The sequence below is a fragment of the Borreliella spielmanii genome (genome assembly GCF_014201705.1).
GTDB lineage: Bacteria > Spirochaetota > Spirochaetia > Borreliales > Borreliaceae > Borreliella > Borreliella spielmanii.
Map to the genome: position 1 here is coordinate 1 of NZ_JACHFA010000001.1, position 24,128 is coordinate 24,128.

14 protein-coding genes are annotated in these 24,128 nt (G+C 28.6%); 7 read left to right on the plus strand and 7 right to left on the minus strand.

Annotation, left to right across the window (positions count from 1 at the left end):
- Positions 1-120: 120 nt before the first annotated feature.
- The 3 genes from HNR35_RS00005 to arcA form a co-directional block, all read right to left on the minus strand.
- On the minus strand, positions 121-1,557 hold the full coding sequence (locus tag HNR35_RS00005) for a YfcC family protein (RefSeq protein ID WP_183223105.1): 1,437 nt from the start codon (positions 1,555-1,557) through the stop codon (positions 121-123).
- A gap of 49 nt (positions 1,558-1,606) precedes the next feature.
- Entirely contained in the window at positions 1,607-2,590 is a 984-nt protein-coding gene (gene argF, locus HNR35_RS00010) for an ornithine carbamoyltransferase (protein WP_183223108.1), read from the minus strand.
- A gap of 72 nt (positions 2,591-2,662) precedes the next feature.
- Positions 2,663-3,892, minus strand: a complete 1,230-nt coding sequence (arcA, locus tag HNR35_RS00015) for an arginine deiminase (RefSeq protein WP_183223110.1) — start codon at positions 3,890-3,892, stop codon at positions 2,663-2,665.
- Positions 3,893-4,079: 187 nt separating this feature from the next.
- Here arcA and HNR35_RS00020 point away from each other — a divergent pair, with 187 nt between their 5' ends.
- The 3 genes from HNR35_RS00020 to HNR35_RS00030 are packed head-to-tail and all read left to right on the plus strand — an operon-like array spanning position 4,080 to position 6,836.
- Positions 4,080-5,705: a hypothetical protein gene (locus tag HNR35_RS00020; protein ID WP_183223112.1), complete on the plus strand. Its 1,626-nt coding sequence runs from the start codon at positions 4,080-4,082 to the stop codon at positions 5,703-5,705.
- An 11-nt stretch (positions 5,706-5,716) separates the two neighbouring features.
- On the plus strand, positions 5,717-6,319 hold the full coding sequence (locus tag HNR35_RS00025) for a ribonuclease H family protein (RefSeq protein WP_183223114.1): 603 nt from the start codon (positions 5,717-5,719) through the stop codon (positions 6,317-6,319).
- Entirely contained in the window at positions 6,288-6,836 is a 549-nt protein-coding gene (locus tag HNR35_RS00030; protein WP_095456352.1) for a hypothetical protein, read from the plus strand. The genes HNR35_RS00025 and HNR35_RS00030 overlap by 32 nt, the downstream gene beginning before the upstream one ends.
- A gap of 8 nt (positions 6,837-6,844) precedes the next feature.
- Here HNR35_RS00030 and HNR35_RS00035 read toward each other — a convergent pair whose 3' ends face one another.
- The 3 genes from HNR35_RS00035 to uvrB are packed head-to-tail and all read right to left on the minus strand — an operon-like array spanning position 6,845 to position 15,107.
- Entirely contained in the window at positions 6,845-10,297 is a 3,453-nt protein-coding gene (locus HNR35_RS00035) for an LPS-assembly protein LptD (protein WP_183223117.1), read from the minus strand.
- Complete coding sequence (uvrA, locus tag HNR35_RS00040; RefSeq protein ID WP_006433386.1) at positions 10,252-13,104, minus strand: excinuclease ABC subunit UvrA; 2,853 nt, start codon at positions 13,102-13,104, stop codon at positions 10,252-10,254. The genes HNR35_RS00035 and uvrA overlap by 46 nt, the downstream gene beginning before the upstream one ends.
- Before the next feature lie 20 nt (positions 13,105-13,124).
- Positions 13,125-15,107 (minus strand): excinuclease ABC subunit UvrB, encoded by a 1,983-nt coding sequence (gene uvrB, locus HNR35_RS00045; RefSeq protein WP_183223119.1) that lies wholly within the window; start codon positions 15,105-15,107, stop codon positions 13,125-13,127.
- A gap of 142 nt (positions 15,108-15,249) precedes the next feature.
- Here uvrB and HNR35_RS00050 point away from each other — a divergent pair, with 142 nt between their 5' ends.
- From HNR35_RS00050 to HNR35_RS00065, 4 genes are read left to right on the plus strand one after another with little or no spacing between them, the layout of a single operon-like run.
- Positions 15,250-16,959, plus strand: a complete 1,710-nt coding sequence (locus tag HNR35_RS00050; protein ID WP_006433381.1) for a phospho-sugar mutase — start codon at positions 15,250-15,252, stop codon at positions 16,957-16,959.
- A gap of 22 nt (positions 16,960-16,981) precedes the next feature.
- The gene (locus tag HNR35_RS00055; RefSeq protein WP_183223121.1) at positions 16,982-19,201 is read left to right on the plus strand and encodes an AAA family ATPase; all 2,220 of its coding nucleotides are present in this window, start codon (positions 16,982-16,984) and stop codon (positions 19,199-19,201) included.
- Between the two features lie 23 nt (positions 19,202-19,224).
- Positions 19,225-22,353, plus strand: a complete 3,129-nt coding sequence (gene ileS / locus HNR35_RS00060; RefSeq protein WP_183223123.1) for an isoleucine--tRNA ligase — start codon at positions 19,225-19,227, stop codon at positions 22,351-22,353.
- A complete protein-coding gene (locus HNR35_RS00065; protein WP_183223125.1) occupies positions 22,347-23,171 on the plus strand; it encodes a hypothetical protein in 825 nt (274 codons plus the stop codon). The genes ileS and HNR35_RS00065 overlap by 7 nt, the downstream gene beginning before the upstream one ends.
- Positions 23,172-23,184: 13 nt before the next feature.
- Here the strand turns inward: HNR35_RS00065 and HNR35_RS00070 are convergent, their stop codons facing one another.
- The gene (locus HNR35_RS00070; protein ID WP_183223128.1) at positions 23,185-24,120 is read right to left on the minus strand and encodes an ROK family protein; all 936 of its coding nucleotides are present in this window, start codon (positions 24,118-24,120) and stop codon (positions 23,185-23,187) included.
- Between the last annotated feature and the right edge of the window lie 8 nt (positions 24,121-24,128).

Genomic DNA, 24,128 nt, shown 5'->3' on the forward strand with positions numbered 1-24,128 from the left:
TAGCTAATCAACCATCAAATTATATATTAATATATAATTTAATAGTATAAAAGCTAAAATCCATCAAACATAATTTAAACTACTACTCAAATATAACTACTACTCAAATATAACTACTACTCAAATATAACTACTACTCAAATATATGTTAGCTATAATAACTAAAATAGAAATAAAGAACTCGATAATAAATAACGGTAACACAAACTTAAACCAAGTACCATAACTCAACTTAGATATCCCCAATACAGCCATTATAACTCCACTTGTAGGTGTTATTAAATTAATAAGTCCTGATGAAGTTTGCATGGCAATAACAACTGAGGACCTTGGCATTGACAAAAAATCAGCAAGCGGGGCCATTATTGGCATAGTTAGACTCGCATGACCTGATGAAGATGGAACAATAAATCCTATAAATATTTGAATAATTTCATTCAAAATGATGAAAAAAGGTCTTGGAAGATTATATAAAAAATTAGTAGCAGCATTTAATATAGTAGCTGTAATCAAACCATCATCACATACTATCATAACACCTCTAGCAAGTCCAATAATAAGAGCTGCTGTTATCAGGCTTTCAGAACCTTTAACAAAAGCATCCCACATTTCAGATTCACCCAATCTACAAATAAAAGCCGATATAATAGCAACTCCAAGATATAGCATTGTCATTTCTTGCATCCACCAGCCAAGCTGGACAATACTAAATACTAAAAACAATATCATAAACCCAAACAAAAGTAAAACTAATTTACGAGCAAAGGTAAACTCAAGAGCATCTTTTTGGGTATTATCTTCTCTAGAAACTTCATTTTTTTTTACAAAATATTGATAATGTTCATTTTTTTGAGAATACACAAGTGATTTTGAGGGATCCTTTTTAATTTTAGATGCATAAACACAAACATAAATTATAGCAACTAATACTGATACAAAATAAAGAACAATTCTAAAAGAAAATCCATCCTGCAAACTAATAGAAGCTATTGCAGATGCAATTCCCGTAGCAAATGGATTTACAGTAGAAGCCATGGTGCCCACTCCAGCTCCCAAAGCAATAATAGCCACACCAACAAGAGTATCATAACCTAAGGCCACTATCAAAGGAATCATAACAAAATAAAAAGGAAGGGTCTCTTCACTCATTCCGGTTACAGTTCCACCAATTGAAAAAATAAACATTAACAAAGGAATAAGCAATTTATCTTTATGCCCCAACTTCTTAATTAAACAATAAATTCCTGCATCTATTGCCCCTGTTTTCATAATAATCCCATAAGCACCCCCAACAATTAAAACAAAAATAATAACTTCAGCTGCATTTTCCATACCTTTTGACATTGCAGTTAAAATAGTCATAATGGGATGTAAAAATCCTCTAGGATCTCGATCTATAGATTGATAAGTTCCAGCGACAATTATCTCCCTTTTAGGTCCATCGCCTATTTGTCTAAATTCTTTATCAAACTTACCAGCAGGAATCACATATGTTAAGATGGTAACAAATACAATTAAAGAGAATATTATTGTAAAACTACTTGGCATTTTGATCATAACGTTCCTCCTAAATAATTCCAAATTTCATATAATAAATAAAATACTTTTATCCCAAAGTCGATATCATAACAGCTTTAATGGTATGCACTCTATTTTCAGCAACATCAAAAACAACTGAATTACTACTTTCAAAAATTTCCTCTGTAACTTCAATTCCATCAAATCCATATTTATCAAAAATATCCCTACCAACCACGGTGTTTAAGTCATGAAAAGCAGGCAGACAATGCATAAATATTGCATCATCTTTTGCCATACACATCAACTCTTTATTAACCTGATAAAACCTTAAAAGATTTATTCTATCTTCCCAATTACTCTCGCCCATAGACACCCAAACATCAGTATACACAACATCAGCGCATTTAACGGCTTCTTCTTTAGAATCTGTAATTGTAATTTTACTTCCGCTTTTTAAAGCTAAAGACTTGGCCTTAAGAACTAAATTGGGGTCTGGAAAAAGCTCTTTGGGAGCAAAAATTCTAAAATCTAGCCCCATAATAGCACAGCCTTTCAACAAAGAATTAGCAACATTTCCCCTACCATCCCCACAAAATACTATTTTAATCCCCTTTAAACTTCCCTTATGCTCTTTTATTGTCATTAAATCGGCTAGTATTTGGGTTGGATGAGAAATATCTGTCAATCCATTGTAAACAGGAACATTAGAATAATTTGCCAAACATTCAACAGTCTGTTGAGAAAACCCCCTAAACCCAATGGCATCATACATGCGCCCTAAAACTCTAGCGGTATCTTTCATGGACTCTTTTAAGCCTATTTGATTACCTTTAGATCCTAAATATGTAATATTTGCCCCTTGATCATACGCTGCAATCTCAAAAGCACACCGCGTTCTTGTTGAATCTTTCTCAAAAATTATAACTATATTCTTACCTTTAAGCTTCTGCACTTCAATTCCTGCATATTTTGACTTTTTTAAATCGATCGATAAATCAAGTAGATATTTAATATCTTTGCTTGTAAAATCTAAAAGATTTAAAAAGCTCCTATTTCGTAAATTATACATAATAACCCCTAACCTTACAATTGGTTTTAAAAAACCCATTTGGTTTATTTAACTCAAATTATTAAATATCCTTTAAATATCCTCTCTTACTAAAGGCATAGACATACATCTTGGACCTCCACGACCTCTTGAAAGCTCGCTAGATGGAATTCTATGAACCTTAATACCATTTTCTTCAAATAATTTATTAGTCACATGATTTCTAGAATAAGCAATTATTTCTCCTGGAGCTATAGCTAAAATATTAGCACCATCATTCCATTGCTCTCTAGCGCCATGTATTAAGTCTCCACCCGCACACTTTATTATGTTAATCTTCCTACCAAGATAAAAACTCAAAACATCTTTAAGTCTGGCTTTTTCTTTTTTAATATGAATTTTACTAGAACTTGAATTATATGTTAAAACATAAATTGAAAAATACATATCGTCACTTGTAAAACTTGTAAAAACGCTATAATCAATTTGAGTAAAAACTGTATCTAAATGCATATAAGATCTATTTTTTGGAATTTGAAAAGCTAAAATTGTGTCAAATGAAGTCTTATTTTTAAAAAGACTAATAGCTAATTTTTCTACAGACTTAGCCTCTGTTCTTTCGGAAATTCCAATAACCAAAAGGTCTTTGTTTAAAACAAGCTCATCTCCACCTTCCAAAGAAGTCTCTTCCCATCTATTTAACCAAATTGGAACATTTTCTTTGTAAATAGGGTGATATTTAAAAATATACTCTGCAAATATTGTCTCTCTATGTCTAACTTTAGTAAACATTTTATTTATTGTAATTCCGTTGCCAATACTAGCAAAAGGATCCCTGGTAAATAAAACGTTGGGCATAGGATCAATAATAAAAAGCCCTGAACCATTAACCAAATCGTCAAGAGAAGACACATAATTTTCAAGCTCCTCTCTTGCAACACCTGAAATCATTTTAGAGACCATATTATCAATAGTTAAACTAGAAAAATAATCTTTTAAAATATTAATTGTAGCATCTGTTTTTATTTCTGACTCAAGAATAAATTGAGATATAAATTTATTCTTAATTGCTACAGAAGAAGCAAGAACCTCAGTAACAAGATCCTCAACATATTCAATTTCAACTGAATTATTTTTTAAAATATTTGCAAAAAATTCATGCTCTTGTCTTGCAACTTCAAGATAAGGAATATCATCAAATAAAAAATTTTTCATAATAAAAGGTGTCAAATTTTCCAATTCTTCTCCTGGCCTATGAAGCAAAACTTTTTTCAAACGACCTATTTCCGAAAATATATTTATAGGATTTAAATATTCTTCCATCGGCTTCCCCTTTATAAAAATTGCCATATATTAAAATATTATAGTTTATCTTAAAAAAGATCAATTATTTATTAAAATTTTTAAAAAATATTATAAAAAAGTAGAAAACTTACTAAAAACAAAAAATGATCTCTAAAATAGAATCTTAAATCAAAAATATTGACAATAATTATGCTAAAATACTACCATGAAGGAAGCTAATGGATTATTAATATTAACTGCACAAGTCTTGCTATTCTCTTGTTCCTTAATTTCAGATAACAAGCCAAAAAATCTAAACACATCAGAAGTCATATTAACACAAATAACACCAATAGAAAGATCTTTAATAAAGAATCTTTCTAGCACAGAATATCGAATACCAACATCCAGCATCCAAGAAATTTTAAACAATAACGATAATTCTTTTTTAATCAAACAAACAGCAGCAAAAATCAAAATAAGCCCACAAAAACTAGAAGAAATAAAAAACTATTTAAATGCTTATAAAAATTATTTAAATAATGAAACAGAATGGATAAAGTTCTTAGATCAAAGCAGTATTAATGGCAATCTAACAATTAAAATTGATACTGCTTTTGAGAAAAAAACAAATTTTAATCAAAATTCAGATAATGAAAAATTGACAGCATTAATAGAATTGCAAATGCAACTAGAAAAAGAAATTTTAAACTTAATTGAACAAATATTCCATGATAATAATTTAGGATATATACAATTAAGCCACATTAATTCATTCTTCCCTCAAGAAAATATAAACACAATAACAAAAGAAATAATAAATGGAGAAGAATATATTGCACCTCACATAATAGCAAATCAATTATTAAAAATAAAAGACAAAAAATATTTTGAACAATTTATGCATTTTTTAAAAGTTGAAAACAGTACAATAAAAACTATAATTGAAAAACAAAAAATTGCAGATCTTCACAATGAATTGTACTATTCGAAACAATCACCACCACCTAAAACATCTAAAAGGCGAAAAAGATCGACTGATGACTCCAATAATAGCAATAGCAATCAATATAATCTAATACCCAAAATAATAGACCCAAGTACGGGCATTGAAATAACTCCTGAAAAATTAAGATCTCTTTTATCAAATGGCGACATAATATTAATAAAACCTAAAATAGATTGGACAGAGTTTTTTTATTTTTGGCAACATGTAGGAATATTTGATGAAGAAAAATACGAAGCCACTAAAAAAATTGCGTTTAATGGGAATGATAGTTTTGATATAAAATCAATAATCACAAGCAATCAAATCAAATTCGATACAGCATCTACTCAAGGCTCAGGATACGAAAAACTTTCAACATATGTACAATCAAGAATATTAAAAATATTCTCACCAATAACAGACACAAGAACAATTCAAAAAGCTATTAATTTTGGAAGAAGCAGATATATTGACAATAACTTTGGATATATGATACCACTAATATCCTCTAATTTATGGACAGATTCATTTAATCTTGAAGAAATTCATAACAAAACCTATTGTTCTTTAGTAGTTGATAGAATATATAAAATAGCAGGACTTAATGTATCAAGAAATTACGAAATTTCGGGAATAATTACTCCTGGAGAAATAAATGCAGCCGCATACAATTTTTACATGTCTTATACGATTGCAGGAATACTCCCCAGCGCGCTTCCAAAAAGACTTATTAAACCAAGTTTAAAAGAAAAATTCATTGGCTATAATAAAGAAATAGTAGATTCAATGGAATTGAAAAAATCGGAAGAAAAAATTTTTGGAAGAGCTTGCAATATAACAAACCTCTGGTGCTCAGGAAGTTAATACTGCTCTATATGGAAAAATATTATGCATGCATTTTGATTAATAGTAATGAAAAAATTATTTTCAAATCTTGGGAAGAATGCAAAACTACTATTAAAGGTAAAAATAATAAAATAAAAAGTTTTAAAACAATAGAACAAGCTCAAAATTGGCTATCCAATAATGGGGATACAATAATTTATCATCATCCTATTGGAATATATTTTGATTCTGGAACAGGAAGAGGAAAGGGTGTAGAAATTAAAGTTGTAAACGAAAAAGGAATTTCCATATTAGATAAAATACTGGACAAATCCCTAATTAATGAATATGGCAATCATTATGTCAAAAATTTTCAAGGGATTAGCAATAATTTTGGAGAACTACTTGCCTTATATGCAGCACTCAAAATAGCATTAAAAGAAAATATAGCAAACATATTTGGCGACAGTAAATTAATAATTGACTATTGGTCAAAAGGAATCTATAATAGCAAAAAACTAAAACAAATTACTATTGATTTAATCAAAAAAACAGTTGAACTAAGGAAAAAATTTGAAAAAGAAGGTGGAAAAATCTCTTTTATTCCGGGAAATGAAAATATTGCAGATCTTGGTTTTCACAAAACTAAGTAAAAATATTATTAAAAAATACATAAAAACAATATTTTTGATTTCAATGGTTTATTTTGACTGTTGTGCAACGGTCAAAATAAACCCTGATTATGAAACTGATTTTAAAATTTTAGAATCTCCTTCTAAATACATTAACATAGATTTAATTAAAGCAAAAAATGAATATATTTATATTCAAATCACAAACAATAGTTTAGACATAGTAAAAATAAATTGGCAAAACACCAGTCTTGACAACAATAAAATTGTCTTAAAAAAAGAAGATCTTACAATAAACAATGAAATAAAGTATAAAAATAAATATAGGGAGTTTTTTATTGGTCCTAAAACGTCATTTAAATTTAAAGCATATCCAAAAATTTTCTCTAAAACTAAAAATAGCAATTCCTTAAGCTCAGCTATTAAATATCCGTCTATTTTCAAACTCAACATAACAAAAGTAGGCATTGAAACAAAAAGAACAATAAATATTTTAATAACAAGAACTATAAAAATTAATGCTAGCAATAATACATAAAATCGTTATTATTTTTTTGTTTTTCTATTAATGATAAGCTCATAATTTGTATCTTTATTGTTTTCAAATGATGCTTTTACAGGAGCAAAAAAATTCCAAGAGATGTAAATTGTAAAATTATTTCTCCAAATAGGAGAATAAATCCCATCAGATCCTATCAGCAAATCTGGTTCTAAATTATATTCGCCAACAAATTTCCAATCATAAAAATTAAATTTAAAGCCAGATGAAAATTTTTTAATTTTAAAAAGTGAATTTTTTCTGTCTTGAGAATTAAAGAAATTAAAAGATTTTAACAAATCAGTAAAGATATTAACGGTCTCAAGGCCAATTTGATCCATATATCCTTTAAAATACCTAAAAGTCTTGGTATTTATTGAAAAAGTAGAAAAGTAAATTTCTAAAAATTCTGTATATTTAAATTTAAAAGTCAATGCTGACCAAAGTTCATTATCCGTAAATTTCTGCAAATTTATTTTCCAACCAGCATCTATCCCTAGAGTAAAAGAAAGCTTCTTATCAAACAAATTTAAAACGTTAAATTCTTTTTTATAACTAGAATCTATAGAATATGGAACAAGTTTAGTTGTAATGCCAACCTTGGAAAAATCCCCTTTTAAAGGATCATAGTTATATTCAAAGTCATCTTTCATCGCAAACAAAAACTGGAAATCAAAAACATTAAGCTTAAACGAAAGTTCAGAAACTCTATTTATCAAAGGATCATAAGCAGCTAAAAAACTAAATTTAAAATAATTCAAATATCTTGGCTCAATTTTATAATACAAAGCGGGGGACATTTCTAAATTTTTATAAGGTGAAGATGGTTTTTGGGGCTCTAAAGGGTTCAATAAAGACTGAACGCCAGAAATTCCAGAGTTTTTAATAGCATCTTCTTTAAACTTTTTATAATATTTAATTCCAATCCCAGCTTCTTGTAATAAATAAGGAAAATCTAAAGAAAGTTTAAGTTCAGAAGAAGCTTTAATGTCTTCAAAACTATTTTTTAATTCACCTGAAAGCTCAGCATTAAAATAATTAAAATCATAAATCAAAGAAGCTGTTAAACTTTGATAAAAAGTTTCCGGATCAGAGAAAAAAATACTACTATTCTTATTAACTAAAGATTTTACATCAGTATCATATTTTTTATTAAATGAATATAAAGTAGCCTTATTCTCAAGCTTTAAAATGCTTCTAGATAATACAGGATACCTAATAAAAGGGAGCAAGTTTACATTTATTTGATTAATAACAGAATGCTCACTTTTTTTATCTTTATCTTCAACTTTAAAATCTTTAGTCAAAGGATTATATTCAATAGTATTAAGATATAATAAATTTTCAAAAGTAATTAAACGATTGTAAAAATCTGCATGAATTTTTATATCCGTTTTATTTTTTATATCAAATAAATAATTTTTTATTTCATAATTAAAGTCTTTTGGGCTTGTGATACCATAATTATTAAAAAAAACATTATTTCTTAAATAGGGGTTAATGCCAAACCTAATGAAAAAAGAATCAAATTGATCAATACTTTTTAAAGTAATCGGTTCTGGAGAAATATATAAATCTTTATTTAAATCTTTTATTTTTTCGGGCTTTTCTCCCTTAACACTCTTTTTATATTTACCTTTATCTTCTAAATTTTTAATTTCTGGACGCATTATAATTTCTTTAGCATCAGCTGAAGAAAACGTCCATTGATTATTGTAAATATCTTTTTGAAAATTTAAATCAATATATGGAGCATAAATTCTCTCTAAATAAAACCATTTTCTTGTAGGATCATTAATCTCTTTTGGTTTTTCCAAAGGAGACTTAACATAAAGATTCTCATATCCTGACAATTTAAAACTTAAGCCTAAATTATTTAATTTATAATCTAAAATTGAATTATCACTAAATGTTCGGCTATAAAAAGAAGACAAATTCCAATCAAAAGTGCTAATACTAGTTGGCTCTTTAACTGAATCTTTATCTAAATTTAAAAGAGAAAAAAATGAAGCACTCTCTATTCTATCTCTAAAATCAATATTAACATATGGATCGGAATAGTGCTCTAAAACAGCAGAAAAAAGTGCATCACTTAAAAGAAATTCGGTTTTCAATTTAAGCAAATATCTAAAAGGAACTTCAAACCCAAATATATCTCCTTTATTAAGATTAGAAAAACTAAAAAGAGATTGTTTTAAAGTTCTATTATCAAAAGGATAATATCCTCCATCGTAACTATAAACATTCCTAGTAAAACCTAATCCAAAACTTCCTTCTAAGGTTTTAAAATGCCCTAAAGTACTACTAAAATCAAAATCAATTCCAGAATAAAATCCTAGATTAGCATAAATATCAAAGATCAACTTAACATAATCTTTATTAATATTATGTGCTAAATTTTCTGCAAAAAAATAAGTTAAATATCCATTTCTTATATAAGGTTTTTTGCCTGAATTATAAACAGAATTAAAATCAAAATCCAAAAAAGAAGAATCTTCGCTTGAAGATTTATTTCCAAAAAGATAAATGGTATTAAAAACAGAAAATCCTTTTCGTGGATTTACACCTAAAGACGGATTAAAAAACAAACTATCTCCTGGTCTGAAAAAAAAAGGAATATAGAATACTGGAACTCTTCCCATATAAAATATGGCATTTAAAAACCCAAAATCTCCTGAAGGCAATACCCATATTTTAGAAGCCTTGATTGAATAATAAGGCTCTGGAATTTTACTAGTTGTTGCAAAAGCTTGTTCTAAAATAGTAACATCATTGTCTATTTTTTTTAAAACCTTTCCTCCAAACGACAGAATATGATCTATTTGATTTTTTTGCATTTTTTTCTGGAGAATGCCATCTTTTAATAGAAAATTTTGAGAATCAAAATCGACAAAAAATTCATTACCATAAAAATAAAGTTTTTCATTAGCATCCATATCAAGAACATATTCGACATTCCCAATAGAATAAAGTTTTTTAGAGTTCCTATTAAGAACTATCCTATCACCTTTAATATTATGCTTCTTGTTTTCTTTAATATCTTCAACCAAAATATTAACTCTTCCTTCAAAAACAATGCTTTCATCCTTAGTAAGTCCATAAGTGAAATTTTCAAGATTGTCTGTAGTTTCAATTATTATTTTATATCTACCAGATCCAGCAAGTCCTTTTCCTTTAACAAAAAGCACTGGATCTATTCCAAACTTTTTTAAAAGCAATTCTCGTATTTTTACAACATCCGTTTCTTTTAGGCCTTCTTTTAAGGCCCATTTTTTCAAATCCTCATCAGTTGAAAGCTCAAGCTCTCTCAAATAAGATTTTTGACTTAAAGTTAACTTATTTCTTTTTTTAGAATTTTCATCATTTAAAGTCTGAGCAAAAATTACATTAGAAAATGTTAAAAAAAATAACAATCTTACAAAAGATTTTTTAAAAACATTCCTGTATAGGAATTCTCGCATTTTGCAACCTCTTCGGGAATACCAGAAACAACGACATTACCCCCTGCCAATCCACCATCAGGCCCTAAATCTATTATATAATCTGCCTGTTTGATTACATCCAAATTATGCTCTATGAGCACAACTGTATTACCATTAGAAACTAAACGCTGCAAAACCTCTAATAACTTCTTTATGTCATCAAAATGCAATCCAGTTGTGGGTTCATCAATAATGTAAAAGGTTTTACCCGTACTCTTTTTACTTAACTCAAAAGCCAGCTTAATACGTTGGGCTTCGCCTCCTGATAAAGTTGTTGCAGATTGACCCAATTTAATGTATTCAAGCCCAACTTCAATTAAAAATTTTAAATAATGATTAATTTTTGGAACATTTTCAAAAAATTTTTTAGCTTCAAACACACTCATCTCTAAAACATCATGTATGTTTTTTCCTTTATACCTAACTTCTAAAGTTTCTTCATTAAATTTTTTGCCCTTGCACAAATCACAAGGAACAAAAACATCTGGTAAAAAATGCATTTGAATATTAAGATACCCATCTCCTTGGCATTTCTCACACCTTCCACCTTTAACATTAAAAGAAAATCTACCGGCTTTAAAACCCCTTGCCTTTGCATCCGGAAGCTTAGCAAAAAGCTCCCTAATTTCTGTAAAAAATCCAACATACGTTGCTGGATTTGACCTTGAGGTTCTCCCTATTGGTTTTTGATTTATTTGAATAATTTTATCGATTCTTTCATACCCAATAATATCTTTAAAACCATCACAATACTTTCCATTAGACTTTAATCTACTGTTAAGCGCTGGATATAACACCTCGTTAAGTAGAGTACTTTTTCCACTACCAGAAACACCTGTTATTACAGTAAAAACTCCCAAAGGAATACTTACGTCTATATTTTTAAGATTGTTTTTACTAGAACCTAATAGTAAAATCTCTCCCTTGTCTGTCTTTCTTCTAGAACTTGGAACATCTATTTTAAACTTGCCACTCAAATATTGACCGGTTAAACTGTTTTTACTATTTAAAATATCTATTAAAGTTCCCTTTGCAACTATTTCCCCTCCAAGAATTCCAGCACCAGGCCCCATATCAATAATATAGTCTGCAGTACGCAAAGTTTGTTCATCATGTTCAACAACAATTACTGTATTGCCAATATTTTTAAGATTAACAAGAGTAGAAATTAATTTTTCATTATCTCTTTGATGAAGGCCAATACTTGGCTCATCAAGAACATAAATAACACCCGAAAGCGCTGACCCTATTTGAGTAGCAAGCCTAATACGCTGGGCCTCACCCCCAGATAGACTGCCAGATATTCTATTTAAATACAAATAAGAAAGACCAACATCAATTAAAAATTTAAGCCTACTTTTAATTTCCTTTAAAATTTCTTTAGATATTTTTTCATCCACCACATCAAGCTGTAAGTTCTCAAAAAACACATAAGAATCAAATACAGACAAATTAGTAAGATCTTGAATATCTCTCCCATTAATTTTCACTGTTAAAGCTCCAACGCTTAAACGCTTCCCCTTGCATGAATTACAGATTTTTTTAGACATCAAATTTTCATAAAAAATTTTAGTACTCTCTGATTCTGTTGTAAGATATCGTCTTTTTAAAAGAGGTAAAAGTCCTTCAAACTTTTTAGAATAATGAAATCCTCCATCCACCTCCTTTGCTTCCATTTCTTTGGACTGATAAATAAAATCTATTTTTTCATCTGAGCCATACAAAATCTGTTTAAGAACTTTATCTGGAATGTCTTTTATAGGGGTATTTAATTTAAAATTATAATGCTTGGCAAGCCCTTTAAAAATAGCTACAGACCAAGATGAACTTGTCTTAAACGTAATAAAAGCGTCATCATTAAAAGAAAGACTAGGATCAGGACAAATGCTCTCAAAATCAAATTCAAGCGTAACACCAAGACCAGAACACTCGCTGCAAGCACCAAATGGACTATTAAATGAAAAAAGTCTGGGCTCTATAAAAGGCAGTGAAAATCCACACAAAGGGCAACTATTATGCTCTGTAAAAAGCTTATCTATTTTTTCTAAATCATTCTCAATCTCCACTCTTAAATATCCATTAGAAACAGCAAGAGAAGTCTCAATAGATTCTGCAAGTCTCACTCTAATATTATTGTCGAGCTTAATCCTATCAACTATAATTTCAATAGTATGTTTTTTATTTTTATGTAAATCTAAATTAAGTGCATCTTCTATTAAATAATCTTTGGAATTTATTCTAACCCTATTAAAACCTTGATTTAATATTTTTTCTAAAACTTTTTTATGAGAACCTTTAGAGCCTCTTACAATTGGTGCAAAAAGTATAACCTTAGATCCTTCAGAATAACTTAAAATAGTATTAACTATTTTATCTAAAGATTGTTCTTCTATTAATCTTCCATCATTTGGACAATATGCTTTACCTATTTTAGCAAATATTAGCCTATAATAATCATAAATCTCCGTAATTGTTCCAACAGTAGAACGAGGATTATTACTTATTGTTCTCTGCTCAATAGCTATGGAAGGAGAAAGTCCATCTATGTAATCAACATTGGGTTTTTTCATTACACCTAAAAATTGCCTTGCATAAGCTGAAACAGATTCCATATATCTTCTTTGCCCTTCTGCGAAGATAGTATCAAAAGCCAGAGAAGATTTACCAGAACCACTCTTACCAGATATTACAACTAAACCATCTTTTGGAATATCCACATCAATATTTTTCAAATTATGCTCTTTTGCTCCCCTAACAATAATTTTCTTTTTCAAATTTTTTACCAAAGATTACACCTCTCTTTCATTTATTGTGAGCCTTTGCTACTAAGCTCTTTTATTTTATCTCTTAAAACAATTGCATCTTCAAATCTTTCATCATTAACGGCTTCTTCTAGCTCAAATTTAAGCTTATCAATAAGCTTTTTTTTAGACAATTTCTCGCCTGAAATAATTTTTTCAAAGTCATAACTAATATTTTTATTTTTATTATTAAGTTCTTTTTCTAAAATATTTTGAATCTTCTTAACAATTGTCTTAGGAATAATATTATTTTTTTTATTATAATCAATCTGAATTTGACGCCTTCTATTAGTCTCCTCAATTGCTTCCTGCATAGCCACACTTATTTTGTCGTAATACATTATTACAAGCCCATTAGAATTTCTAGCAGCCCTGCCAATTGTTTGTATTAATGAAGTGGTAGATCTTAAAAACCCAACTTTATCGGCATCTAATATCACAACAAGAGATACTTCTGGAATATCTAAACCTTCTCTAAGCAAGTTAATACCAACAATAACATCAATTTCAGATTTTCTAAGCAATGAAATAACTTCCACCCTTTCAAGGGTGTCTAGTTCTGAATGTAAATATTTTGCCTTTACACCAAGATTTACTAAATATTCAGTCAAATCCTCAGACATTTTTTTTGTCAAAGTAGTAATTAAAACTCGCTCTTTAAGCGCTACTCTTTTTTGAATCTCAATATAAAGATCTTCCATTTGACCATCAGAATGCCTGGTAACAATTTCGGGATCAACAAGGCCCGTAGGACGAATTATTTGATCAACAACCACACTACTCTTATCGTTCTCTTCAAAACCTGGAGTTGCAGATACAAATATAACCTGATTAATTAATGCGTCAAATTCATCATACTTAAGGGGTCTATTCTCAAGCGCTGCAGGAAGTCTGAATCCAAAGTTAACAAGATTTAATTTTCTAGAATAATCTCCATTATACATCCCCCTAAATTGCGGCAATGTAACATGAGATTCATCTACAAACAATAAGTAATCTTTTGGAAAAAAATCAAAAAGGCAATAAGGTCTTCCCATTGTGCTTCCACTCAAATATTTAGAATAATTTTCAATGCCCGAACAAAATCCTGTTTCTCTAAGCATTTCCAAATCATACTCTACCCTCTGCTTAAGTCTCTCAGCTTCTACAAGCTTGCCATTATCTTTAAAATATTGACATTGGAGATCTAAATCATAAGATATTTTAGGTATTGCTTCTAATACGTTTTGATAAGGAATTACAAAATAAGATTTAGCAAAAAGAGTAAAACTATTTGTGGCTCCTAAATTTTTTTTAGAAAATGAACTAATCCTATATATTTTAACAATTTCATCAAAATCTAAACAAATTCGATAAGCAAACTCTCCATGCTCACTGCTAGGCCACACTTCAACAACATCTCCTTTTACTGAAAATTTATCTCTCTCTAGATTCATCAAAGTTCTCTCATAATAAAGCTCTACAAAAATATCTGATATTTCTTTAATAGAAATTCTTTGCCCTACAAAAAATTCTCGTGCTGATTTTTTGAAAAAATCTGGAGATCCAAGAGCATAAATTGAAGATACGGTTGCAACAACAATAACATCTCGTCTTTTAGCAAGAGACGTTACCGTCCTTATTCGCTTGATTTCTATCTCAGCATTAATAGTAGCTTCTTTTTCAATAAATAAATCTTTTGAAGGCACATAGGATTCTGGCTGATAATAATCATAATAAGAAACAAAATATTCAACAGCATTGTTTGGAAAAAAATCTTTAAACTCCCTATAAAGCTGCGCTGCTAATGTTTTGTTATGACTGACAACTAATGCGGGTCTGTTTAAGTCTTTAATTATATTTGCAATTGTGAAAGTCTTTCCGCTTCCTGTAACACCTTTTAATGTTTGATACTTATTCCCTAATAAAATAGAATCCTCAATCTCTTTTATTGCTTTAGGTTGATCACCAGCAGGAAGATATTCTGACTTCAAAAAAAAATCTATCATTAATTCAACGACCAAAATTTAATACATATTCTCACAAATCATCTAATAATAAATTTTATATCAAGTATATAATTCATTATAAATCAATATAATTTAATTAATCTTTGTTTAAAAAAATAAAATAGAATAAAAGGAATAACTGATGCAAAAAATCGAAGCTAAAAGAAAATTAAAAAATTACATTCTTCTTGAAGAAGATATATATTTTCAAGAAGAAGCAATAAAAATTCAAAAAACAAATAATGAAGCAGAAATTCTAAACAGATTTTACAAAGATCTAGAATTTGGCACTGCTGGAATAAGAGGAGTCGTTGGAGCTGGGACATGCTACATAAACACATATAATGTAAAAAAAATAAGCCAAGGAATATGCAACTATGTACTTAAAATAAATAAAACCCCAAAAGTTGCAATAAGTTATGATTCAAGATATTTTTCAAAAGAATTTGCTTACCATACTGCTCAAATTTTTGCCTCAAATAATTTTGAAACATATATATACAAAAACTTAAGGCCTACCCCACAACTATCTTATACAATAAGAAAATTTGATTGCGATGTTGGTGTTATGATAACAGCAAGTCATAATTCAAAAGAATATAACGGGTATAAAGCATATTGGAGAGGTGGAATTCAAATGATGCCACCTCATGACGCACTAATAACTAATGAAATTAAAAAGGTAAAAAATATAATAAATACAATTACCATAAAAGAAGGCATTGCAAAAAAGATTATCAAAGAACTAGACAATGAGATCGACAAAGAGTACATAAAAACAATAAACAAAGAATTCCCTGATTTTGAAAAGAATAGTAAAAAAACGAACTTAAAAATAGCATACACGGCTTTACATGGCACCGGTGGAACCATAATAAAAAAACTCTTTACAAATAGCAAAGTACAGCTTTTTTTGGAAAAAAGTCAAATAATGCCAAACCCTGAATTTCCAACAATAAACTATCCTAATCCAGAAAAAAAAACATCAATGCTTAAAGTAATAGAGCTTGCAAAAAAAGAAGATTGCGACATTGCCCTTGCAACAGATCCAGATGCTGACAGAATAGGAGTTGCATTTAAAGATCAAAACGAATGGATATTCTTAAATGGAAATCAAATATCATGTATTTTAATGAACTATATACTCTCAAAAGAAATAAATCCTAAAAATACATTTGTAATATCATCGTTTGTAACAACACAAATGCTAGAAAAAATTGCAAAAAAATATGGTTCTCAAATTTTTAGAACTTATACAGGATTTAAATGGATAGGAAGCTTAATTGATGAAATGGAAAAAAATGAACCAAATAAAAAATTTGCCTTTGCATGCGAAGAAAGTCATGGATATCTAATAGGAGGAAAAGTTAGAGATAAGGATGCATTTTCAGCTATAAAGGGGATTTGCTCTTTGGCAATTGATTTAAAAGCTAAGCAACAAACGATTAAGAATTATCTTGAAAAGATATACAAAGAATTTGGATATTATGAAGAATTTAATATAGAAAAAAACTTTGAAGGAGCTAATGGGGAGATTCAAAGAGAAGCACTAATGCTAAAGTTAAGAAAAGAACAAAAAATGCAATTTGCAGGAATTAAAGTAATTGAAAAATTAGACTATGAAACTCTTAAAAAGATTAACTTCAAAAAAGAAATTTCAGAAATTAAAGAATATAAATATCCCACAAACGCAATAAAATTTATACTTGAAAACGAAATTGTAATAACTATAAGACCCTCTGGAACAGAACCAAAAATTAAATTTTACATATCTGTAAAACTTGAGTATAAGGAAAAACATAAAATATTTGGTATAATAAATGCAATAAAGATGGAGATAAAAAAATATTAACATAACAGAAAATTTAATAAATTTGGTAGAAATAGATTCAAAAGAAATTGCAAGAAAAAATAAAAATAAAGAAGTTTCAATTTGGCATCTTTTAATGTCTATAATTACCACTCCCAAAAAATCTGAAATAAAATTTATAGATACCAAAACACTAAAAAATATTAAACAAGAAGTTCTATGCGAAATAGATAAATTAGAGAAAATTTTAATAGAAAAAAATGAAATAATTATTCCAAAAATCAATAAAGAAATTTTTACTCTCATAAACGAAGCTAAAAAAGAGTTTAAATCCAAACCCTTAATAGGAGCAAAAGAAATTTTTTATCAAATATTAAAAAATAAAAAACTTCTAAAAAAGTATAAACTAAGCAAATCTAGCTTCGACTTTAAAGATCAAAATATATTAGAATACATGGAAAAAAATAAAATAAGATTAATTGAAACCTACAAAGAATTTGATGAAGAAATACGACTTGAAAATGAACACTTCGAAATTGAAAAGTATGTCAAGAATTTAACAGCACTTGCAAAAGATAAAAAATTAGATCCTTTGATTGGAAGAGAAGCAGAGATTAAAACTCTTACAAATATACTCTTGAGAAGAAACAAAAATAGCGCAATGCTAATAGGTGAGCCTGGCGTAGGAAAAACAGCAATAGTTGAAGGACTTGCATCAAGCATTGTACAAAAAAAAATAAGTAGAAAACTGCAAGACAAAACAATTTTAATGCTTAAAGTTTCAAACTTGGTATCAGGAACAAAATATAGAGGTGAGTTTGAAGACCGTTTAAATAAAATAATCAAACATATTGAAAAAAATAAAAACACAATAATATTTATTGACGAAATACATACTTTAATAGGAGCTGGAAACTCCGAAGGGGCCCTTGATGCATCAAATATATTAAAACCATCACTTTCTAGAGCAGAAATACAAATTATTGGAGCAACCACTTATAGTGAATACCGAAAATATATTTCAAAAGACAAAGCATTCGCCAGAAGATTCCAAACAATTACCGTAAGAGAACCTAATGAAAAAGATACACTAAAAATAATTAAAAATATTGCAAAAAATTTCGAAGACTATCATGGAGTAATCTATGAAAAAAATGCACTTATAAATATAGTAAAACTTTCCTCCAAATACCTAGTAAATAAAAGATTTCCGGATAAAGCCATAGATATAATAGACATTGCCGGAGCAATTAAAAAGGAAGAGCTCACAACAGACAATATAATAACATCGGATGATATACAAAAAGCACTAAATGAAATATTATCTATTAAAACAACAAATAACATAAAAGAAGAAATTTCAGAATTAAAAGAAATAGAAAGCAAAATCAATCAAAAAGTAATCGGACAAAAACATGCAGTAAGCGAACTTATTAAAGAAATTATTAAAGTCAAACTTGGACTTAATGACGATTCTAAGCCTTTAACTTCAATATTGTTAATAGGATCAAATGGATGTGGAAAAACCACTTTAACTGATGAACTATCTAAAAAAATCATTAAAGATCAAAATTCGGTATTAAAACTAGATATGTCAGATTACAAAGAGGAAAGTTCTATCTCAAAATTAATTGGCACAAATCCAGGATACGTGGGCTACTCTGATGGCGGCATTCTGACAAACAAATTAAAACATTCATTTGAAACTTTAATATTGTTTGAAAACATTGAAAATACTCACAGCTCTATATTAAACTTAATAAGTCAAATGCTTGAAAATGGAGAACTTATTGATAGCAAGGAAGATAAAATACTGTTCAAAAACACAATTATAATAATGACTACAAATGTTGGATCTAAAATACTTCTTGGAGAAAAGAATATTGGATTCAACAAAAATCAACAAAAAAGCTCAGAAACAAAAACCCTTAAAGAAGAAATAAAACAAGATCTTGAAAAAAGATTTAAACTCTCACTCTTAGACAGAATTCAAAAAAAAATTATCCTAAATATCCTTACAAAGGACAATGTAGAAGAAATTTGCAAAAAATACCTAAATGACCTTAAAACAAAATTTAACTCTAAAGGAATTGAAATAGAAATAAAAAAAGATGTTGACAAATTCATAACCACAAAATACTATAAAAAAAATTCGGGGGCAAGAAGCGTAATTGCTGCAATAAAGGAAAAAATAGAAGAAAATATTATCACTAAAATAGCTGAAAATCAAAACACAAATAAAATAACAATTTATTTAGAAAAAGAAGAAATAATAATAGAATAATAAAGGAGAATTATAATATTAATATGTTTAAAAAAGTAGAAACCAAGGCAAATTTTCCTAAAATAGAAGAAAAAATATTAAAATTTTGGAATGACAATAAAATCTTTGAAAAATCAATGAAACAAAGAGAAGGGTGTGAAGAATTTACATTTTATGACGGACCGCCTTTTGCAACAGGACTTCCTCATTTTGGACATTTTGTTCCAAACACAATAAAAGATATAATTCCAAGATACCAAACAATGCAAGGTAAATATGTTAAAAGAAATTTTGGATGGGATACCCATGGACTACCTGTTGAATACGAAGTAGAAAAAAAATTGGGAATTTCTGGAAAATACGAAATAGAAAATTATGGAATTGAAAATTTTAACAAAGAATGCAAAAAAATAGTACTTAGATATACAGAAGAATGGAAAAATATAATCTTGAGGCTTGGAAGATGGGTAGATTTTGAAAAAGGCTATAAAACTATGGATATAAGCTTCATGGAATCCGTGTGGTGGGTATTTAAAAGTCTTTATAACAAAGGCTTAATCTACGAAAGTTATTATGTACTCCCCTATTCCCCAAAACTTGCAACTCCACTTTCAAACTTTGAAGTGAATCTTGGAGAATATAAAGAAGTCAATGACCCATCATTGACAATAAAATTTAAAATAAAAGATAAAAACGAATACCTACTAGCATGGACAACAACCCCTTGGACATTGCCCTCAAACCTTGGAATTGCAGTAGGACAAGAAATAGAATATTCTAAAATTTTTGACAAAAAAAAAGAAGAAATTTTAATACTTGGATCAAAAAAGCTTAATAGCTATTATGATGATGAAAATTCATATACTATTATAGAAAAATTCAAAGGAAGCAAGCTTAAAGGCATAGATTATGAACCTATCTTTAACTACTTTTTAGAGCAAAAAGATAAAGGGGCTTTTAAAGTTCACACAGCAGATTATGTTACAACTGAGGATGGTACAGGAATTGTTCACATTGCTCCTTTTGGAGAAGAAGACTACAAAATACTTAAAAACCACACAAATGTCGACATAATAGATCCCTTAGATGCTGAATGTAAATTTACAAATCGGGTAAAAGATTTTAAAGGACTTTTTGTAAAAGATGCGGATAAAAAAATAATAGAAAACCTAAAATTACGCAATTTTTTATTCAAAAGAGAAAATTATCTACACAGATATCCATTTTGTTACAGAACAAACTATCCAATTATTTACAGGCCAATAAGCTCATGGTTTGTAAATGTAGAAAAAATAAAAACCAAGCTCTTAGAAGTAAATGAAAAAATTAATTGGATGCCAGCTCATTTGAAAAAAGGAAGATTTGGAAAATGGCTAGAAAATGCAAAAGATTGGGCAATAAGTAGAAACAGATTTTGGGGAAATCCAATTCCAATTTGGATATGCTCAAAAACAGGAAAAAAAATTTGCGTTGGCTCAAAAAAAGAGCTTGAAAAGTTATCTGGTCAAAAAATCGAAGACTTACACAAAGATAAAGTAGATAAAATAACCTGGCCTAGTAAAGACGGAGGTAAATTCATTAGAACAAGCGAGGTTCTAGATTGCTGGTTTGAATCTGGAGCAATGCCTTACGCAAGTAATCACTATCCATTCACAAATGAAAGCAATTTTAAGAATATATTCCCTGCTGACTTTATTGCAGAAGGTCTAGATCAAACAAGAGGATGGTTTTATACTCTTACAATCCTAGGAACTTCTCTTTTTGAAAACACAGCATTCAAAAACGTCATTGTAAATGGACTTGTGCTTTCAAGTGATGGGAGAAAAATGTCAAAATCCTTTAAAAATTATACAGACCCAATGGAAGTAATAAACACCTTTGGGGCGGATGCTTTAAGACTTTATTTAATAATGAGTCCTGTGGTAAAGGCTGAGGATTTAAAATATAGCGACAATGGGGTAAGAGACGTTCTTAAAAATATAATAATACCCATTTGGAACGCTTATTCCTTTTTTACAACTTATGCAATAATTGACAAATTCCAACCTCCAAAAAATCTCAACTTAGTTAAAAACAATAACCTTGACAAATGGATCATAAGCGAACTTGAAAGCCTAAAAAAAATACTAAATAACGAAATAGATAAATATAATCTAACAAAATCAATAGAATCTTTACTTGAATTTATAGATAAATTAAATAATTGGTATATAAGAAGATCAAGAAGAAGATTTTGGAAATCAGAAAACGATAAAGACAAAAATGATGCCTACGAAACATTATATTATGCAATCAAAACTTTAATGATTTTATTAGCTCCCTTTATTCCATTTATAACAGAAGAGATTTATCAAAATTTAAAAACCGATGAGGACAAACAATCAATACACCTTAACGATTATCCTAAAGCAAATGAAAATTTCATCAACAAAACAATTGAAGAGAAAATAAATCTTGCAAGAAAAATAACTTCAATGGCAAGATCACTCAGATCATTACATAATATAAAAATACGTATGCCTATTAGTACAATATACATTGTCACAAAAAATCAAAATGAACAAAATATGCTAATAGAAATGCAAGAAATAATATTAGATGAAATAAATGCAAAAGAAATGAAAATAAAATCTAACGAAGAAGATCTCATAACTTACAAAGCAAAAGCAAACTTTAAAGAACTTGGGAAAAAGCTTGGAAAAGATATGAAAACGGTATCTATTAAGATTAGCAAGCTAAAAAACGAAGACATAATAAAAATAATAAATGGAATATCTTATGAAATAAAAGTAGATAATAAAAAGTATTACTTATCATTAAATGATATAATATTAGAAAGAGAAGAAAAAGATAACTTAAAAGTAATAAATGAAGAGTCTATTACAATAGGAATAGACTCGTTAATAACACAAGAATTATACTTAGAAGGGCTTACAAGAGAATTTGTAAGACAAATCCAAAATTTAAGAAAAGAAAAAAATTTTGATGTTAGCGATAGAATAAACTTATACATAGAAAATAATGAAACATTACAAGAAATACTAAATAAATTTGAAAAATATATTAAAACCGAAACATTAGCCTTAAATATTATATTTAATAAAAACAAGCTAGAAAAAAAAATAAACCTTGACGACAACATATTCACAACAATAGGAATTGAAAAATGTTAAAAATATTAACAAAAATAATTACTATTTCGTGCCTCATATTAGGATGCACTAGCCTGCCTTACAGTCCCCCAAAACAAAATATAAATTACTTAATGGAGCTTTTGCCTGACGCAAATTTATACGCCCATGTAAATTTAATTAAAAACAGATCTATTTACAACTCTTTAGGCCCCAAATATAAATCCATTCTGGGACTTATAAATGATTTATACTTTAGCTATAAAAAAGAAAATAACGACTTTGCGCTACTAATAATGGGCAACTTCCCAAAAGATATTTTCTGGGGAATTCATAAAAATAGAAATACAGAATCAATAGGTAATATACTTACAAGCCCAAAATGGAAACTTAAAAATTCAAACATATATATTACTCCAAACAGAGCTAGAACCGGTATTACAATAAACCAAAAAGAGAAAACTTTAAAAGAACATAATATACTAACAACAAAATACATTAAGGAAATAGAAGAAAATGAAATGTTTTTTTGGATTCAGGATTCAAAATTACTGTTACCAGACCAAATAGCAAGTAGTAAAAATTTAATCCCTTTTAGCAGCGGAACCCTATCTATAAACAGCCTAAATCAAAACGAATATATTTTAAAATCCCTACTCCAAACAAATAACCCATCAATACTAAAAATATTGTCAAAAAAACTAATCCCAACTATCCTGACAAGCGTGAGCAATCTCACAATATCAAGCCAAATAAAAGCCACAATAAAAGACCAAAATACAGTAGAAATAGAATTTAACATTCAAAAATCTAGTGTTGAAAGCCTTATAGCAAAACTGGCTTTAAATATTCAAACCTAAATTTATCAAATCCCTAAAAAGAGGTATTATCTTGCTTTCTACAAGTAAAATAATGATACAAAGCTCCAATTTTACCAGATTCATTATTAAATTTAGTCGGCTCAAGTGCTACAAGATTTTTTATGTTATTATTATTAATAAAAGCCATTTCCAAAGACCATAAATTTTCTAACTTTTCATATATTCTATCTATTAAATCGGGCCTTGCACTTATTCCTCCCCCAATCAAAATTTTTTCAGGATTTAAAATAAAAGTTAAATTAAAAATACCAAATGATAAATTCTCAAAAAATCTATCAACTTCATTTTTGGCATGAATATTTCCATCCTCAGCAAGATTAAAAACGCATTCTCCTGAAATCTCTTTTAAAGGCTTTTCTAATCGCATAGCAACTCTTTTTCTTAAAGCTGAAACAGAAGAAATGGCCTCCCACCTACAATTAAAAGGAATATTATTACTAATACCTCTAGTAATCATAAATCCAACCTCTCCAGACATAAAAGAACTTCCTCTTAAAAGTTTGCCATTTGTAAAAATTCCAGCACCAATTCCTGTGCCAAGAGTTATAGCAATAAAATCATTAGAATCAATGGCATTACCCTTAAATTTTTCTGCTAAGGCCACACAATTAGCATCATTTTCAATCTCTGTGCTTACTCCAGTTAAATATTCTAATCTCTCTTTTAAAGGATAATTAACAAAGCCAGAAATAGCATTTACTCTAATGACATTTCCCTTAAGATCAACAAACCCAGGAATACAAATTGCAACCCCCGCTATATTGCTTGATTCTTTGTAAGAATTAATAAGATTAACTAAAATACTTACCTGCTCATCAGAAGTAGCACCCGTACTTATTTCATTTTTATCAAAAAAAACACCACTTGAATCTGCAAGCGAATATTTAGTACTAGTTCCACCAATATCAATTGCTAAATAATGTTTCATATTTATCC

What these genes read in the sequence shown, in the direction of transcription:
- HNR35_RS00005 (WP_183223105.1), bottom strand. Translation starts at nt 1,557, where the DNA reads ATGATCAAAATGCCAAGTAGTTTTACAATAATATTCTCTTTAATTGTA.
- argF (WP_183223108.1), bottom strand. Translation starts at nt 2,590, where the DNA reads ATGTATAATTTACGAAATAGGAGCTTTTTAAATCTTTTAGATTTTACA.
- arcA (WP_183223110.1), bottom strand. Translation starts at nt 3,892, where the DNA reads ATGGAAGAATATTTAAATCCTATAAATATATTTTCGGAAATAGGTCGT.
- HNR35_RS00020 (WP_183223112.1), top strand. Translation starts at nt 4,080, where the DNA reads ATGAAGGAAGCTAATGGATTATTAATATTAACTGCACAAGTCTTGCTA.
- HNR35_RS00025 (WP_183223114.1), top strand. Translation starts at nt 5,717, where the DNA reads ATGGAAAAATATTATGCATGCATTTTGATTAATAGTAATGAAAAAATT.
- HNR35_RS00035 (WP_183223117.1), bottom strand. Translation starts at nt 10,297, where the DNA reads ATGCGAGAATTCCTATACAGGAATGTTTTTAAAAAATCTTTTGTAAGA.
- uvrB (WP_183223119.1), bottom strand. Translation starts at nt 15,107, where the DNA reads ATGATAGATTTTTTTTTGAAGTCAGAATATCTTCCTGCTGGTGATCAA.
- HNR35_RS00050 (WP_006433381.1), top strand. Translation starts at nt 15,250, where the DNA reads ATGCAAAAAATCGAAGCTAAAAGAAAATTAAAAAATTACATTCTTCTT.
- ileS (WP_183223123.1), top strand. Translation starts at nt 19,225, where the DNA reads ATGTTTAAAAAAGTAGAAACCAAGGCAAATTTTCCTAAAATAGAAGAA.
- HNR35_RS00065 (WP_183223125.1), top strand. Translation starts at nt 22,347, where the DNA reads ATGTTAAAAATATTAACAAAAATAATTACTATTTCGTGCCTCATATTA.
- HNR35_RS00070 (WP_183223128.1), bottom strand. Translation starts at nt 24,120, where the DNA reads ATGAAACATTATTTAGCAATTGATATTGGTGGAACTAGTACTAAATAT.